The 16046-nt window shown below is 56.9% G+C and carries 24 protein-coding genes and 1 pseudogene; all 25 read left to right on the top strand.

The features are described from left to right. Positions 1 to 25: 25 nt before the first annotated feature. A complete protein-coding gene (locus HRF49_07525; GenBank protein MEP0814498.1) occupies positions 26 to 289 on the top strand; it encodes a hypothetical protein in 264 nt (87 codons plus the stop codon). Further along, the gene (locus tag HRF49_07530; protein MEP0814499.1) at positions 286 to 498 is read left to right on the top strand and encodes a hypothetical protein; all 213 of its coding nucleotides are present in this window, start codon (positions 286 to 288) and stop codon (positions 496 to 498) included. The genes HRF49_07525 and HRF49_07530 overlap by 4 nt, the downstream gene beginning before the upstream one ends. Positions 499 to 740: 242 nt before the next feature. After that, positions 741 to 857 (top strand): annotated as a pseudogene (locus HRF49_07535) (pentapeptide repeat-containing protein). Between the two features lie 224 nt (positions 858 to 1081). Further along, on the top strand, positions 1082 to 1714 hold the full coding sequence (locus HRF49_07540; protein ID MEP0814500.1) for a hypothetical protein: 633 nt from the start codon (positions 1082 to 1084) through the stop codon (positions 1712 to 1714). Further along, the gene (locus tag HRF49_07545) at positions 1692 to 2012 is read left to right on the top strand and encodes a hypothetical protein (GenBank protein MEP0814501.1); all 321 of its coding nucleotides are present in this window, start codon (positions 1692 to 1694) and stop codon (positions 2010 to 2012) included. Before HRF49_07540 ends, HRF49_07545 begins: the two co-directional genes overlap by 23 nt. 207 nt (positions 2013 to 2219) lie before the next feature. After that, positions 2220 to 2981 carry a hypothetical protein gene (locus tag HRF49_07550; protein MEP0814502.1) on the top strand — a complete coding sequence of 254 codons (762 nt, stop codon included), beginning with the start codon at positions 2220 to 2222 and terminating at the stop codon, positions 2979 to 2981. After that, a complete protein-coding gene (locus HRF49_07555) occupies positions 2971 to 3354 on the top strand; it encodes a hypothetical protein (GenBank protein MEP0814503.1) in 384 nt (127 codons plus the stop codon). The genes HRF49_07550 and HRF49_07555 overlap by 11 nt, the downstream gene beginning before the upstream one ends. After that, complete coding sequence (locus tag HRF49_07560) at positions 3351 to 3629, top strand: helix-turn-helix domain-containing protein (GenBank protein MEP0814504.1); 279 nt, start codon at positions 3351 to 3353, stop codon at positions 3627 to 3629. Before HRF49_07555 ends, HRF49_07560 begins: the two co-directional genes overlap by 4 nt. Next, entirely contained in the window at positions 3626 to 4018 is a 393-nt protein-coding gene (locus HRF49_07565) for a RusA family crossover junction endodeoxyribonuclease (protein ID MEP0814505.1), read from the top strand. The genes HRF49_07560 and HRF49_07565 overlap by 4 nt, the downstream gene beginning before the upstream one ends. Further along, positions 4015 to 4365, top strand: a complete 351-nt coding sequence (locus HRF49_07570; GenBank protein MEP0814506.1) for a hypothetical protein — start codon at positions 4015 to 4017, stop codon at positions 4363 to 4365. The genes HRF49_07565 and HRF49_07570 overlap by 4 nt, the downstream gene beginning before the upstream one ends. A 94-nt stretch (positions 4366 to 4459) precedes the next feature. Beyond that, on the top strand, positions 4460 to 4669 hold the full coding sequence (locus tag HRF49_07575; protein ID MEP0814507.1) for a hypothetical protein: 210 nt from the start codon (positions 4460 to 4462) through the stop codon (positions 4667 to 4669). Then, positions 4656 to 5003, top strand: a complete 348-nt coding sequence (locus HRF49_07580; protein MEP0814508.1) for a hypothetical protein — start codon at positions 4656 to 4658, stop codon at positions 5001 to 5003. Before HRF49_07575 ends, HRF49_07580 begins: the two co-directional genes overlap by 14 nt. Then, complete coding sequence (locus HRF49_07585; GenBank protein ID MEP0814509.1) at positions 5003 to 6229, top strand: DNA modification methylase; 1227 nt, start codon at positions 5003 to 5005, stop codon at positions 6227 to 6229. Before HRF49_07580 ends, HRF49_07585 begins: the two co-directional genes overlap by 1 nt. Next, a complete protein-coding gene (locus HRF49_07590; GenBank protein ID MEP0814510.1) occupies positions 6222 to 6815 on the top strand; it encodes a hypothetical protein in 594 nt (197 codons plus the stop codon). The genes HRF49_07585 and HRF49_07590 overlap by 8 nt, the downstream gene beginning before the upstream one ends. A gap of 81 nt (positions 6816 to 6896) precedes the next feature. Next, the gene (locus HRF49_07595) at positions 6897 to 7112 is read left to right on the top strand and encodes a hypothetical protein (GenBank protein ID MEP0814511.1); all 216 of its coding nucleotides are present in this window, start codon (positions 6897 to 6899) and stop codon (positions 7110 to 7112) included. Between the two features lie 197 nt (positions 7113 to 7309). Next, positions 7310 to 8488: a hypothetical protein gene (locus HRF49_07600; GenBank protein ID MEP0814512.1), complete on the top strand. Its 1179-nt coding sequence runs from the start codon at positions 7310 to 7312 to the stop codon at positions 8486 to 8488. After that, entirely contained in the window at positions 8479 to 10512 is a 2034-nt protein-coding gene (locus HRF49_07605) for a phage portal protein (protein ID MEP0814513.1), read from the top strand. The genes HRF49_07600 and HRF49_07605 overlap by 10 nt, the downstream gene beginning before the upstream one ends. Further along, on the top strand, positions 10509 to 11117 hold the full coding sequence (locus HRF49_07610) for an HK97 family phage prohead protease (GenBank protein MEP0814514.1): 609 nt from the start codon (positions 10509 to 10511) through the stop codon (positions 11115 to 11117). Before HRF49_07605 ends, HRF49_07610 begins: the two co-directional genes overlap by 4 nt. Beyond that, positions 11104 to 12519 (top strand): phage major capsid protein, encoded by a 1416-nt coding sequence (locus HRF49_07615; protein MEP0814515.1) that lies wholly within the window; start codon positions 11104 to 11106, stop codon positions 12517 to 12519. Before HRF49_07610 ends, HRF49_07615 begins: the two co-directional genes overlap by 14 nt. Before the next feature lie 22 nt (positions 12520 to 12541). Then, positions 12542 to 13051, top strand: coding sequence for a hypothetical protein (locus tag HRF49_07620; protein ID MEP0814516.1), 510 nt, complete (start codon positions 12542 to 12544; stop codon positions 13049 to 13051). After that, on the top strand, positions 13048 to 13689 hold the full coding sequence (locus HRF49_07625) for a hypothetical protein (GenBank protein ID MEP0814517.1): 642 nt from the start codon (positions 13048 to 13050) through the stop codon (positions 13687 to 13689). Before HRF49_07620 ends, HRF49_07625 begins: the two co-directional genes overlap by 4 nt. An 86-nt stretch (positions 13690 to 13775) precedes the next feature. Beyond that, positions 13776 to 14201, top strand: coding sequence for a hypothetical protein (locus HRF49_07630; protein MEP0814518.1), 426 nt, complete (start codon positions 13776 to 13778; stop codon positions 14199 to 14201). Further along, positions 14198 to 14611 (top strand): hypothetical protein, encoded by a 414-nt coding sequence (locus HRF49_07635; GenBank protein ID MEP0814519.1) that lies wholly within the window; start codon positions 14198 to 14200, stop codon positions 14609 to 14611. Before HRF49_07630 ends, HRF49_07635 begins: the two co-directional genes overlap by 4 nt. Then, a complete protein-coding gene (locus tag HRF49_07640) occupies positions 14611 to 15552 on the top strand; it encodes a hypothetical protein (GenBank protein MEP0814520.1) in 942 nt (313 codons plus the stop codon). The genes HRF49_07635 and HRF49_07640 overlap by 1 nt, the downstream gene beginning before the upstream one ends. A 22-nt stretch (positions 15553 to 15574) precedes the next feature. Further along, positions 15575 to 16009 (top strand): hypothetical protein, encoded by a 435-nt coding sequence (locus HRF49_07645; GenBank protein ID MEP0814521.1) that lies wholly within the window; start codon positions 15575 to 15577, stop codon positions 16007 to 16009. Positions 16010 to 16046 lie beyond the last annotated feature (37 nt).

Here is a 16046-nt window from a genome sequence, read left to right on the forward strand (position 1 = left end):
TTTTGGGCGTAAAGGACACCGCCGAATGAACCACGCCCATATTCCACTTTCGGCCTGCTTCAAGCGCGCCTGGGAAAGAGACGCGGAAATTGACGACCGGCGGATCCGCGTCCTTATGGAGCGCCGCCACCGCTCCGGTCAGTTCGACCAGGAGCGGCTCCTCTACTTGACCGGTAACAAACGCGGCGAGTCGCTTGGGAACAAGTGGGCGCGCAAATTTTACGCGCGACTGATGCGCGAGCGCGATCCGCTGGTTAAACTGATTGATTTTTTCTGGAGGAACAAATGAGTGCGCAACGTCGAATTGCAGAATTGCGTGATCTGGTGAATTTGGCGGCCGATTTAATGCCGCCTGTGGAAAAAAGCAAGGAATTCTTTCGGGAATTCCGGCGACTGCTGCCGGGCGATTTCGCCGCGCTGAGGGACGCGTGCGACGGAAACGACCCGCAGATGTATAAATTCCTATGCAAACTGGAGGCTGATGGAGGCGCAGGATGAATAAATTTAATCCACGCGCAAAGTGCCCGAAGTGTGGCTGGCGGCACATAAGTGCCCACTATCACGAGGGCGACTTATATCTAAACGAAGGGGAAATAAAGCGGCAACCCGAAAGCATTTTACGCGTCTGCGGGCGATGCCGATTTGAATGGCATGAACTACCGTTGACCGTGGATTCAACCCGCGACCGCCATGCGCGCTATCACGGGGAAGGAGCGGGCTGCCTGCTCCTAGTCTTATCCATGCCCTTTCTATTGGAAGCCGACCTGCGGGGGGCCGACCTGCGGGGAGCCAACCTGTGGGGAGCCAATCTATTGGAAGCCGACCTGCGGGGGGCCGACCTGCGGGGAGCCGAATTGCCGGATTCCCTCGCCGGTTCGCGCAATATCAAAGTCAGCCTGGAAACGTTGCGTGAATGGCGCGCTTGCGCCGACCTGATGGCATGGGTCGAGAGTATCGGCGGCGAGGTATCGGTCACCGACTGCTTCGCGGCTGAAAAGGATGATTATGCCGCGTGGCTGTGGGGTCGCGTGGCGACTGAAATGTTGGCAAAGTCCGCGCTTGCGGAAGAGGAGGGGATGGAATGAGCGAAATGACAATCGAAAGGGCCGTTGTACTTGGGGCGTGTTCGTCGGCAATCGAGTGGGCGCGCGCTGCGGGGAAGCAAGCCTACTCGCCGCTCGACATAATCCGGGGCGCGCCGGACGACGGTAGTGCGGTTGACTGGACGCTTTGGCTTTTGTGGCACGTCAATCCTCCGCTCTGCCACAAGCTGCGCGCAGAATGTGCGAAGCGCGTTTTGCACCTTTTCGAGGAGCGGTTCCCAAGGGACAAGCGTCCGCGGAAATCGATAGAGGCGCAACTGGCTTATGCGAAAAATCCAACGCCGGGGAACGAACGGAAAATGAAAGCGGCTTCAGCCGGGGCAGCGGATGCAGCGTGTGCAGCGCGGGCAGCGGGAGTAGCTAATGCAGCGGGAGCAGCGGATGCAGCGAGGGCAAAGCGGGCAGCGTGGGCAGCGGAGGCAGCGTGCGCAGCGTGGGCAGCGGATGCAGCGAGGGCAAAGCGGGCAGCCGGGGCAGCGGATGCAGCGTGTGCAGCGCGGGCAGCGGGAGTAGCTAATGCAGCGGGAGCAGCGGAACGCGCTTGGCAGCGAAAGCACATCGAATCCGCGCTTGAGAAGGAGGAAAGCGATGCCGAACATAAACACGCCTAGAGGATGGAACAAGTCAAACCTGCAAACCACGGCGATTTATTGCCGAAAATGCGGCCGCGATATCACCACGGAGCCATGCAGTAAATCCGGCGAGCGTGAATACGTCTGTCGTGATTGCTGGATAGTCATATTAATCGCAAACCGGGAAAGAGCGCTCGGACGAGGCTTGCCGGGAGCGCCGCGCCCAATCGCCAATGACGGAGAGGAAGCGACCCCGCTTTACGCCGCGATGCTTGAAGAGGTAAAGCGAGTTCTGGTTCCCGGCGCTTGCTGCTGCTGCTGCTGCGGCGGCGGCTGAGCCAAATGACGCTTTTGGAGGCAGGGCGATGAGCCTCCGGCATAGCATCGATCGCTGCGGCCGGCCTTTTGGAAAACGGCCAAAATTCGCCAACATCGGGGAAGTTCGGCCAAAATTTTCCAAGGTCGCCCAAAATTTCTGCATGAAGACAAGACAAGAGAAGAGAAAAGAAGAGATATCAAGCGCGCTTCGCGCGGAGGTGCGGATATGGCGAATTCGGTTTTGATTTCGGCCAACTGGCAGGAAAGCACGTTGGCGATTCGCTTGGGTGAGCAATTTCCCGGGCAGGTGAGTGATGCGCTGCATATTTGGTTTCAATTGCTGTCGCCGTACAATCGGGATGATTGGGGCCGCGGCAGGTACATGCCCAGCGTGTTTCGCTCGAGGGCGTTTTCGAACGACCCAAAGAAGTTGATGGAAGTCTCGGTCGCCGACGTGGAGCGATGGATAAAGAAAATGGCCGACGAGGGCAGCGTCGTACTTTACGGGACGGATGAAATGGGCCGCTCCCCGGCGTATTATTACCTGCCCAAATTCAAGTTATACAACCCGCTCAAGTATCGCAAAGCCAGCAAATTACCGCCGCCGCCGGGATGGAGCGACGAGAGCGAGGAGATCGTCGCGTCCGTCGAGGCCGACCCGCTGGACGTCGAAAGAGCCGTGCAGATTCTCGGCGTTATCCACCGCAATTATGAATTCTGGGGCTGGAACGCCGAGCGCCTGCCCAAAAGGCCGACGGCCAAAGACATAAAAACGCTTCGCCTGTTACGTGAACGAGACAAAATCACGAACGCCGATTTCTACAATTTCCTCGCGACGCTTTCGACCGACAGAGACGACAGCCGCGGATTTTGTTGGGCGAAACAGGTCAGATCCGTTTCGTGCCTTCGCAGCGTGTGCAGAAACGGCGAAAGTAAATTTTGGAATATGGTGAATTTTGCGAAGGAGGCATACACCGATGCGCGCTAAGCAAGTCAGCGCAATTGCAGCAAAGGACGGATTGTCCCCGCTTGTCGATATCGAGCCGTTCGAGCGTGAATACGACAAGGCCGGGGCGATGGGAGTGATGATCGAATCGCGAACGGGGGGCTCGCCGCCTGCATTGCGGATGATGCCGGTGTTTTACGTGACCGGATCGGACGGGCGCGAACGACTTTGCTACGGCAAAATCGGCTGGGGGCGCAAGTGGGGGTACATTCAGTTAACCGACGAGCAAATCGAGAATTGCGAGTTTATAGGCTGCGTATGGCAATCCACGCCGTATGGCTACGATTTGAAATTCATTACAAAGCGGGGCTGGGATGTTACGGTTGACGACGTCGACCCGCGGGAGGCGAAATGAATCGGAAAAAGAAGCATGAACGCAAATCGCCGCATGAGCAGATCGCAATTGCGCGCGAGTATCTCGAAGGCCACGACACGCAAAGGGAAGTCGCGGCGCGGCACGGCGTCGATCGCGCGAGTGTGGCGGGGTACGTCATGAGATATAAGCGTGGCGAGATTAGGTTGATTGCGCCGGCGCTGCAGGAGGCGAAATCGCGGGTGCCGGTTGTGCTTTCCGGAACGGCGCTTCAGGCGAAATTGCGACGGGCGCGGAAAAGGGGGCTGGTGAAATGAGCCGGCTTGAATTCGTCGTCAAAATGCAATGCCGGACGAAACAGCGCCCGCGGGCCACGACCGATCGGCGCGGCAACGTTCACTCGTACATGACCACGGAGTATCAGATAAGCCGCGATCTCTTGCGGCAGGAATTATGGGCGGCGATGCGGTCGAGGCGAATGAAACCGTTCAAGCGCGGCGTACCGCTTTGTCTTTACCTGTTGATCAAATTCAAGGGCAAGGGGCGGGGCGACGCTGATAACCTGGCCGGTTTTTTCATGGACGCCGCGAACGGCACGGTCTGGCACGACGATTCACAGATCGAGTTTTTAACCGTCGATCTGGTCAGAAATGCCGGCGAAAATGTCATTGAAGCGATAATCGAGCTGAAGGAGGTGAACGAATGAAAACCGACTATACGGCGGTTCCCGAAGCCAAGATGGCGGCGCTGTTTAATCTACTGACCGGCGTTCCGGGTGTCGCATACCGGAACGAAGATTTGCGGATGCGGCTCGGACTTGGCAAGCGGGAGGTTGAATTAATCGTTCAGGCGCTGCGTGTGAGATGGGGCGCGCCGATACGCAGCGGCTCGGCAGGCTATTGGTGGCCGCGTGATCGCGCCGAGGCGCTGCTGGTGGCGGATGAGCTGCGGGAGCGGGCGCTGACGCAGCATCGGACGGAGGGCGCGGTAAGGCGCGGCGTGGATTTTTATTTTCCTGCGAGTATAAGTCAGATGGAGCTGACGGAGGTATAATCTTCGAGGATGAAACGCTATAGAATCGAGACGCGCAAATTGGCCGAGCTTGACCCGGCCCCGTACAATTGAGTTTTACGCAAAAGAAGGAACCTTGCCGAAATCGGCGATGCTGGTAAAGGTCCACCCGGACGTATCTCGTTTAACCTGGCGCTTCGGGCGGATCCACCATTACGTCGATTATCGTCCATTCCGTAAGAATCGGTTGATTCCAAGGCCGGAATTTCGCGGCATTGAAGGTATCAACGATTACGGGATGAAAATTGTCGATACTTCAAAGGAGCTTGAATATGGCGAAACTTGAAAAACCGGGGTATAATCGCCCTATGGCGAAATGCCTCTCGATTGCGGCGTTGCTTTTCCTTGCCGCTTGCGGCGGCGGTTCACCCGCGCCGGTCAATCCACCCGAAATTCCGGCAATCACGCTGCATAATAGGACGGGCGATTCGCTGTTTGTGGAGGTGCGCGTACCGAGCGAACCCGATCCGCATAACTTCGTGACCGTCGGTTCAATCTCGCCAAAAGGGACGATCAAGTACTATCCGAAAGAGTGGGGCGAGTTTTCCTTCAGGATCACTACGCTTGTCGGTAGGATAATACTTCACCTATCACCCGGTCAGTCGGCGGAGGTGCCATAGTGCCTCAATGCGAAATTGAAACAAAGCCGTTATCGGAGCTTATTCCTGCTCCCTATAATCCGCGCACCATCACAGAGGCCGCGATGCGTGGACTGAAAGCGAGCATAGAACGCTTCGGCCTTGTGCAGCCGATTGTATTCAACAGGCGAACCGGGCATGTCGTAGGAGGACACCAGCGCGTCAAGGCATTGCAGGCCGCGGGCGAAACAGAGGCGCAATGCGTGATTGTCGATTTGCCGGAAACGGAGGAAAAGGCGCTCAACCTGACGCTGAACAATCCGGCAATCGCGGGCGAGTTCACGGAAGGGGTATTTTCGCTGCTGGACGATATCAAGGTCGAGGTTCCGGATTTGTACGAGAATCTACTGCTGGATGATATAGCGGTTCACTTCCCCGAATTCGAGCAGGTCGGGAACGGCAAATACGGGGACGCGGATTTGGACGAAATCCCCGAAGCGCCGGAACCCGTGACGCAGCCGGGCGATCTGTGGATGCTGGGCAATCATCGGCTCGTTTGCGGCGACGCCACGGACGCCGACCGCGTGGCCTATTTGATGCAGGGCAGGAAGGCGGACATGGTTTTCACCGACCCGCCATATAATGTCGATTATGGAAGCTCAAAAAACCCCCGGCATAAATACAGAACTATCGAAAACGACAAGCAATCGCCGTCGGAGTGGCTTGATTTCTGTCGGGTGTTTCTGTTGGCGATTAAGCAATATTGCCCCGGCGACATATACATCTTCGGGGCTCCCGGCCCCGAAGGTATGCGCCAGCGGCTCTTAGCTTGTGAGATTGGATTCCATTGGTCGGCGACGATTATTTGGAAAAAACAACAACTGGTATTAACGCCCGCAAATTATCAGCGAATGTATGAACCGTGCCTATATGGATGGTTTGGCAAGAGCACATTCGGAGACGACAGAACCCAAACCGAGGTGTGGGAAATAGACCGCCCCCATAAGAGCGAACTGTGCCCCACACAAAAGCCTGTCGAGCTTTGCATGCGGGCAATCACAAACTCAAGCAAACACAACGATATTGTCTTGGATTTATTCGGCGGTTCCGGCAGTACCTTGATTGCTTGCGAGCAACTTAATCGCACTTGCTATATGATGGAAATCGACCCGCATTATTGCGACGTGATAGTGAAGCGTTGGGAAGACTTGACCGGCAACAAGGCAATCCGGCAACCGTGTTGCGAGGCGGTAGCGGCCAATGGCTAACGGCAACGGCAAGAAAAACGGCAAGCCGCATGGCAATACCAGATACAACTGGCACGAGATAGAGGCTTACTACGTTGCCAGTAATTTGTCGTATGAACAGCTTTGTGAAAAGTTCGGCTGTTCCATGAGTTCACTCGCCACGATAGCGGCTGAAAACAAATGGGCAAGCAAGCGTGAAGAATTTCGGAATAAGATCGGAAGTGAACAAATCGAGAAAGCCAAACACGCCGTCCTGTTCGATAAGATGCAGTTCGACGCCATGACCGAGCGCACGACTGATTTGGCGGCGGCACTTGTGGCCGAGAAATTCACTGTCGAATACAAGCGCTTCAAGGCCGGCGAACGTTCCGAGATCGACGCTCTTGAACTCAAGGAGATGATGGCCGTTGTCAAGACGGCGCAGGAAATCAAATACCGTGCTCTCAATATCCCGCCGCCCAAGCAAACGCTTGCGGTCGAGCAGGTAATGAGTCCGGCTCAGGCATTGGCCGAAGAACTTGGCGCGCTGGGGCCGGAAATTCTGATGCTGTTGGCGGCGGAAGAGAGGCAAAACGGCAACGGGAAACGAAAAGAGGCAACGGCATGAACGAGGATGTTTTTTGCGGGACGCGGGTGATGAATGTCCGCATCGCCCGCGAGTGCGAGGAATTTTTGTGGAGGCAAGATAATGCCTGATTTGAGGGTCTCGGTTATAATCGAGCTTGATGGCAAGCGTTTCGAAGGTGAGGACAAGACCGAGATAAACGCCGGTCGAATCCGCATCATCGCCGAAGCGCAGACGATGGCAAGTAACCTGGTGACCGGGCTTTTGGCGGCATTGCCTGAGGATCCCGTCGCTACCGTGAAGGTGACCAAAAAGGGCGGCAAGGAAAGTGGAAGCTGAACGCGGTAAAGGAAAAAACTGAAGCTGTTGATATAAGCCGTGCGAGGCAGATAGCATCGCGGCTGATTCTGCGCAAGCGTTTACGCGAGCGCACAGGCTACCATCCTCATAAAGCCCAAGCGGAAGTTCACAACGCTCGCTTGCACGGGGCGCGCTATATCTCGTGCTGCTGGGGCAGACGCGGTGGGAAATCCGAAATGGCGGCTGACGAGGCACTGCTGGAACTCGCCTATCGCCCGGATGGAATGCTCCCGAAACGCCTTGTGCTGATTGTCGGCCCGGAGGCTGACGTAACGGAAAAAATATTTCGCTACTTGTGGCGATGGATCGTGGACGAGCAGGTCTTCGGCTGCGCTCCGGTCGCCAAGAGCGAACGTGAACGTTATATCGAGCTCCCCTGGGATGCAAGACTGGAGGGAAGGACGACTGAAGACCCGCGCTCTCTGTTAGGCGATGCGCCGGTGCTGACTATTTCCGACGAGCACGCACAAAACAAAAACGGCCAAATACTTTTGGCTCAATATCTGCTCCCGCCACTAACCGACACTCTCGGAACGCTGATGCTTTTGACCACGCCGCAAGGCGCGGCCAATCACTTCCACGACACCCACAACGACTGGGCAAATGAGGCGCGAACCGACCCGCGATATTTCACGTCGCACATGACCAGTTATGCCAATCCGTTTCTGCCTCAAGGTGAAATCGACGAACTCGAACGCTTATACAGGCGAATGGGCATGTACGAGGTTTTCAGGCAGGAATATCTTGCGGAATTCACGGCGCTGTCGGGCGCGGTGTATCCGAACTTCATGCCGGAGCGAGACGGGCAGCCGTGGCACGTCCAGGACTTCGACCTGCTCGACGGCATTCCGGTTTCGCTCGGCATAGACTGGGGATTTCGCAATCCATTCGTGTGTCTGTTCGCGCAAGTGACAGGCGACGATTGTGTGTTCATCTTCGACGAGCTTTACCTGACCGGCCATACCTTGCCGGAATGCGCCGAGGCCGTAATCGAGCGCGGCGAACTCTACGGCGTCCCCTTCGCGATGGGCTATCCCGATCCTGCTTCCCCGGAGGGCGCGCACGTATTCCGCGAGTACGGGATTGCGATGTGGCAGGCACCGAAGGGTACGAAACTCAATGACGTAAACGACGGAATATTGCGTGTGCGCGGGTTATTCGGCCGGGACGACAAACCGGCGATTGTGATTCATCCGCGTTGCGAGCGATTGATTCGCGACCTGCAAAACTATATCTTCAACGAGCGTGCGGAGGGCGAAAAGCCCGTGAAGCAAAACGATCACGGCCCGGACGCGCTTCGATATCTTGTCGCGGGGGCGATCTCCCAGGGGCTGAAGGAGATACTATGGGCGTAACATTGCTCCAGCGGATCGCAAACGCTTACCGCGTCTTCAAGGCAACCGATATGCAGCAGGTGACGGGCCTGCTGTTTCCCGGCTTTAATTCAACCTTCGGTTCACGAAGTACGGTCAGCCGAGAGGCAATCGAGCACGTACACAGTTGGGTGTTCGCATGCTTTGACGTGCGTGCGGCCGCAACTTCGAGTGCGGAGCCGCGGCTGGTGAAGCCGAACGGCGAACCGCTGCAATCGCATCCGCTCTTGACGGCGCTTCTGGAACCGGAGGGCGAATTCAGCTACAACGAGCTCATGTACCTTAGCTCGATGTGGCTTGACGCGCTGGGCGAGGTGATGTGGTACATCGTGCGCCGGGGCGGGACGATAACGGGCTTTCTGCCAATGCGGGGTGATTGGTTCAAAATAAAACCCGCCGCCGATGGCACGATGCAATATGTCTACGATCCCGGCAACGGCAAGGTTGTCAATTTCGACGCCCGCGAGATAATTTACTTTCGGCGGCCGAATCCCGCCGATCCAATCCGCGGCCTTTCGCTGATAAGTGCCGGCGCGTATTCAATTGACGAACTGACCAAAATGCACAAAACGCGAAACGCCCTTCTCGACAACGACAGTACCCCGCCATTCGGCCTGAAGTTCACGAACACGACGCGCAAGGAAGACATCGAGGCATTGCGGTACCAGTTCGAACTCCGCCACAAGGGGAGCAAGAAGGCGGGCCGGGTGGCATTCCTGCCCGGCGACGCCGAGGTTGTGCCGTTCCCGGTCAAGTTCGAGGAACTGCTTTATCTTGTCGCGATGGACAAGACCCGCGAGGAGATTTGCGGAATATGCAGGGTGCCCCTGGCCAAGCTCGGCCTGGTGCAGGACGTGAACCGCGCCAACAGTGAGGCGATGGACGCGACATTTATGAGTGAAACAATCGCCCCGCATGTCGGGTGGTTCGAGGACGGGCTGAATTCGCGGCTGATGCCCAACATCGGGCTGAGCGGTTTGCGATGGAAATTCGACCTCGATATCCCCGTTGATCGCGTCTACGAGCTTGACGAAACGACGCGGCTATTGCAGGCCGGCGCGATTTCGATTAACGAGGCGCGGCGCAAATACGGCTATCCCGATATCGCGGGAGCCGATATGCCGCTCGTGCCGTTCTCGCTAGTGCCGCTCACGTATGCACAGGCGCCCCAGGACAGCGGAAACGACGCAAACCCGGACAATCAGCCAAAGGCGCTGAAAAAGCAGCTTGCGGGCGAAACGCGCCGCAAGGCCGCGTGGAAGTCGTTCGATTCGCGCGTCAGGCCGTGGGAGCGCGTTGTCAAGCGATTGCTGGATGATTATTTCGACGAGACGAGCGCGAAGGTGCGAGCTAATTTGCGCAAAGCGTATCGCGGCATGGACGTGACTAAAGGCCCCGCTCCCGATATCGAGGCGCTCATTCCATCGGAGATACTGGAAGGGATTGCACTCGCAGCAAAGATGTCGCCGATTGTCAGCGACATTCTGAAGCAATTTCTGGAGGATACCGCGGCGCAATACGGCGCGGACGGCGTGTTCAATCCGGACAGCCCGCGGATAGCCGTGTGGCTCGGCAAGGAGCTGGAGCGGCGGATGACCAAAATCGCCGCCACGACCGCCGACGAATTGCGGGCCGCAATGACAGAGGGCGTGCGTGCTGGTGAGGGAATTGACAAGATCGCTCAGCGCGTCGCCGATGCGATGAACCAGGCCAAGAGCTACCGAAGTGTAAGAATCGCCCAAACGGAAGTAATCGGCGCGAGTAACCGCGGCACGATGGAAGGCCTTAGGGCAGCGGGATTCGAGCGGAAAGAATGGCTGAGCTCGCGTGACGGGCGGGTGCGGGAAACCCATATCGAAGCCGACGGGCAAATTGTGGCGCTTGATTCGCCGTTCGTCGTCGGGGCTGCACAGCTTGACCATCCGGGCGATATGCTGGCGGACGCCCCGGAGGAAACCATAAATTGCCGTTGTACCGTTGTGCCTGTTTTCGGAGGTGAAGTATGAAGACGAAAGAGCTTGGAATTCAAACATGCAAGGCTCTCGTAAAGGATATCGGCGGCGAGCCGGGCGAGCGCGGCTGGATAATAGGCGTGGCATCAACGAGCACGGTTGACCGCGACGGCGACGTCATTGAGGCCGCGGGCTGGCTGCTTGACGAATATCGCAAAAATCCGCAGTTCCTTTTCGCCCACGATGCCTCCGATTTGCCCATCGGAAAAACCCTCTGGGTGAAGCCGGAAGACAAACAGCTCATTTTCAAGGCTGAATTCGCGGCACACCAGAAGGCGCAGGACGTGCGCCGGCTTTATCTCGACGGGATGCTGAACTCGTTCTCGGTGCGCTTTTTGCCCGTCGAATACACGATAATGGAGAACGGCGGATATCGTTTTGAAAAACAGAAGCTGGTCGAAATATCCGCGGTGCCGATTCCCGCAAACGCCGAGGCGGTTGTGGTGGAAGTAAAATCTGGTACAATAAACACAGACCGAGATACGCTCCGGCGGCTGGAGGTAATGCGCCGAGTTAAAGGCGGCTTACTAGGCAGGCTTGTGGCGGCTTCGGAAAAAGGGGCACTTAAATTTTCCGAGGTGAAACATGAAGTGGACTGACGAACAACTGAAGGAGCTGAAGGCTCTTGGGTTCACGGACGACGAACTCAAGGAGCTTGAGGATTCCGGCGTAACATTCGACCAGGCGAAAGCGCTAGGCGAAAAGGTGCAGGCTGAAGCCAGACAATTGGCTGAAGAATCAGCCCGCACGCGCAAAATGAGGGATACCGCCGCAAAGGTGGTTGACCGCAAGCGCCGGGAAATCGAAGCTGACGAGCAGAAGGCGGCGGAAGTCACGAAGGCGCTCACGGATTCGAAGGCCATGCGCGGCACTTTCGAGGTCATGAAGGTTGACGCGGTCGCCAATGAGGTCGAAAAGATGCGCGAGCTCGGAATCGACTACGAGAAAGCAGGGCTGCTGCGACCGCTTAAGCCGAATGTACCGCTCGAAATCCGTCGCAATCTCGGCCCTTATACCGAAGAGGAAAAGGCCGGCCTGATTCTCGCCGGTAGATTGTTTAAAGCAATCAAAGAGAAGCGGTATGCCGAGGTCGAACGAATAAACGACGTAATAAACGCTGACCGCGACGAGCGCCAGAAGGCACTCACATCGACCGTTTCCGGCTCACCTTACCTGACCCCGGTCGGATACGAAGCGGCCGTAATTCGCTTGCGTGATGAGTTCAGCCCGTATTTCGCACTGGTCAACCGTATTCCCGTACAAACACCGACCGGCAAGATGCCCTACGAGAGCGCGCTTGGCACCGCCTATTGGGCAGCCGAAGCGAACGCCATCACGGCGGGCGATCCTACGCTTGCGCAGCTCGCGTGGTCGATCAGCACACTTGGGGCGATCACAATCTGGAGCGATTACTTGGATTCGGCCGGCCTGATCGACATCGGGCAGTACATCGCTGAAAACCACGGGCGGCGATTCGCACTTTCGCTCTGGGACAAGCTGATCACCGGTACCGGCACTAATCAGCCGAAGGGGCTGAACGCGGAAACAATCACGCAGACGGCGGCACAGGCGGGTACGAACCTCGCGGCTACCGACATAATCAATTTCGTGTACGCCCTGCCTGCGCCCTATCGGGCCAACAGTGTGATTCTCGCCAACGACGCGTCATTGAAGCTCGTCCGCAACCTGCGGGCGACCGGCGGTGAATTCCTCTGGGGCAGCGGTCTTGTTCTCGGCCAGCCGCCCACAATCGACGGGCACCCGGTATACAGCAACAGCTACATCGCCGCCAATACCGCGGGCGCCCGCAAAATGTACATTTTCGATCCGTCGTTCTACCGCCATTTCGAGATGGAAGGAATTACTGTCGAGCTCGCGACCGAATACGCTGCTTCAACCGATCTGTTCGCGACCGGCCAGGTTGCGCTCAAGACCACAATGCTCTGCGACGCCAAGCTTGCGTTCGTGGGTGCGGCCGCGACCCTGACGGGCGTGAAGTAATTGTCGAAAAAGGGGATTCGCCATGAGGCCTGATACGATTTGGGTTCGGATGCTCGTTAATTGCGCTTGTGGCGCGAAGGACTATTTGCTTGGGCAGGAATACGAGCTAGACCTGATGCGCGCCAATCGGTTTTTGGCCGATGGGCTGTGTGAAATAATCGAGCGCGATTTCAATTCCGTAGAGGGCCGAACAAAGGAATTCACGGGCGGGGTTACGCCGGAGCGATTCGGCGGCCCCGCCCCCGATATCGTGAAGCCGGGCCCGCGCAATCAGTTTTTGAATCTCAGCCAGGCGGCGAAGCGGCTTTCGTTACCGCCCGAAAAGGTGCGCGAGCTCGTGATCGACGGCGTACTGAAGGGCGTAAAAATCGACGGCGTACCACCGGCCTGGCAGATCGAGATTGCGAGCGTGGAAAGCTATGCGGCTCTGAACGGCATCGAGGGCGAAGCGGCGGAGACCGCACCCGAAAGCGAGACACCGAAAAAAAAAGCCCGTGGTGGCAACCGCTTGTCCGCGAGGAAACCTAAATGACCAGTTATGCTCTTTGCCGGTTATCGCGTGTTAAGAAACTGCTGAACATCACGGCAAGCACATGGGATACGCACCTCAAGCAGCTTTGTATCGAGGCATCTCAGGCGTTCGAGTCAGAAACCGGCCGGGTATTCGACAAGCAAACCTACACAAGCGAGCGGTATACGCTTGACGACGAGGCAAGACGGCTGTATTTGAAGCATTGGCCGGTGGTGAGCGTTACGAGCCTGTATTTCAGCGACACTCTGATTGCCGCAACGGATTACGAGATAATCGACTCACGATATTTGTTATATCCGAAGGCGGGCGCAACCGGTACCAGCACATTACGCGGCACATTTCCGGCCGGCGACTCGGAAATCAAAGTTACCTATGTTGCGGGCTATACGACGACGGGCTGGGATACCGCGAGCCTGCCCCTTGCAAGCGGCGAAACCTTTGCGGTGCCGGAGGATATCGAGTACGCGATTGCCGAATATGTCGCGGTGCTGTTCAAGCGTTCATTGGATGGCGATGCGCGAATCGGCATCACGAGCCGTAACCGCGGTTCGGAATCCGAGGGCTACGAGAAATACGTCAACGATTACCCGGATGTGTTCAATCGTGCAGTTGCCAAATACAGGGGGAACTGGATTTGAGCACGACGATTGAGTTACGCGGCGATGAAAAACTCTGGAAACTCATTCTTGAGTTTTCCGAGAAAAACCCGCAGCGGTTGCGCGAAATGCTTTTTCAGCTACCGGAAAGGCTCGTCGGGCGCGTCAAGCGCGACTGGCATTTGAACTGGGGCGGCACGCAGCGCGTAAAGGGGCAGCAAGGCAAGGCTCCGGGGATTGTGACCGGGCGATTGTGCAATTCAATCGAACCGATCCCGCCGCGGCAATCCGGCGATATGTGGGAAACCGGCGTGCGCACGAATGTCGAATATGCCGCTGTTCACGAGTACGGCTTCAGCGGCACGGTGCAGGTTCGCGCGCATGAGCGTAAAATGAATCAGGCATTCGGGCGTCCGACTGCGCCATTCACCCAGAACGTGCGTTCTCACTCTCGTAAGCTAAACCTGAAAGAGCGGCGCTATTTGCGCAATCCTGTCCCGCTTGAGGCCGGCCTGTGGGTGAAGGACCTTGTAAAGGAGCTTGCGAAGTTATGAGCGTACTCCAGAGCCGGACGACAATCTTGGCGGCGCTTAAGACGTTGATTGAAAATATCAGCGCGGTCGGCACCGTCTTTGATTCACCGATGACGAGCAGCGAACTTTCGGCTTCGGATTATCCCGCGGTCGATCTGCAATGGGCAGGCGGTAACGTCGATTATTCCCCGCAGGTGCAATCCGGACAGGCCGAGTTCAGCGAAATAATGAACTTGAGAATCTATACCCGGACGCGCGCCGACATCGACACCATCACCTACGCGATCCACGATGCGCTCCTGGCGGATTTCACGCTCGGCGACACTTGTCTTGCGGCGCTTACTATGAGCGCCGACCCGCCCCGCATATACGGCGACGCGCCCTATATTGCGGATTTGGCTCTAAAAATCAGATACAGAAGGAGTTACTGATGGCACGATTTGAACGGCTGTCCATTCTGGACATGGACGGCACAACCAGGATCGGAATTCGCAACGTTGAATTCAATCCGCTCCAGGTCGAGGTTGCGGATGACGAGCGGGTAGTCGGAACAATCGACCCATATGCCGGGCGGGTTTTGCGCAAATGGTACGAGGCAAGCTTCACGACGGACTTGCGCGGCCTGCCCACAACCGGCACGCTCGGCACCGCAATACCTGAGGCTCCGTTGTGGAAATCGGCGGGATACAAACAGACTCTCGTTACCGCGACCAGCTCAACCTATGCCCTTACGGCCACGCCTGATACCGACAAAGTCGTGATCGCAACGCAAAAGCTGCACGTCGACGGCCTTCAGCATATCGGGACGAGCATCGTTTCCGACTTGACCGTCAAGGGCGTGGCCGGTGAGATTGTCGAGTGCAATTGGCGCACACGAGGGCTCTGGAGCGCGAACCCGTCCGAGACCAGCAATCCGACGATCAATGAAGACGCAGGCTTGCCGATCCGATTTTACGGGGCATCGACCCTGACTGTCGGCGGAGCGACGCTCACGGTAAGGGAATTCGAACTCAGGACCGGCAATGTCATAGATCCGACGCCGTCGGGCGCCGGCACCTATGGTTTTGCGGCGGCGAAAATCAGCGGGCGCAGATGCACCATGAGCCTGCTGGTGGAGGCTCCGGCTGTCTCGACATATGATTTTTGGGAGCAATTGCAGACGGCGGCTTCGGGTATTTTCGGCCCTGTAAATCAGGTGGCGGTTGCGATCTCGCTTGGCCAGACGGCCAAAAACAGGTTCGCATTCACGATGAAGGGTTTCATGAATGCGGCACCTCAAATCGAGATTGTCAACGGCGTGGTGTGTTACCGGATCGAACTTTTGATGGTTCCAACCGGCACGGCGTTTTATCCAACGTTTGTGTGGACCTAAACTAACAAAAAGGGGAAACGGCATGAAGGCATTATCGTCAAAACTTAACGGCTGGTCGGGGCCGCTCGATTGCGACACCGACGAGCAGAAAAGCATCTGGCACATTCAGGCGCTTTCCAATCGGGTTTTCGCCGGACTACAGGATTCTCTCGCGATCCTTCAAAACGACGCCGATATCAGGCCGCAGATCGGGAGCTATCAACTCGATATGGTGGCTTTCGGCCTGCGCGACGTCGAAAACTTCATCGACGAAGACGGTAAGGAAGTGCGTCTGGTGTTCGATACCGTGAAGATCGGCGGCGCATTCAATATCAAGAAGGTACGCGGGGATATACTTGATAAAATCCCGCGCCCCGCCTTGATTGAGCTTGCGCGCAGAATCGCCGAACTGACGGAACTGTCAGAGGAGGAAAAGAAAAGCCTGGGTTTTACCTCAGGATCGCCGACGATTCAGTAGCGCGGAACTGCAAAGGCGATGAGCATAAATGCGCTTG

It is taken from the genome of bacterium, from assembly GCA_039961635.1.
Classification (GTDB): domain Bacteria; phylum 4484-113; class 4484-113; order JAGGVC01; family JAGGVC01; genus JABRWB01.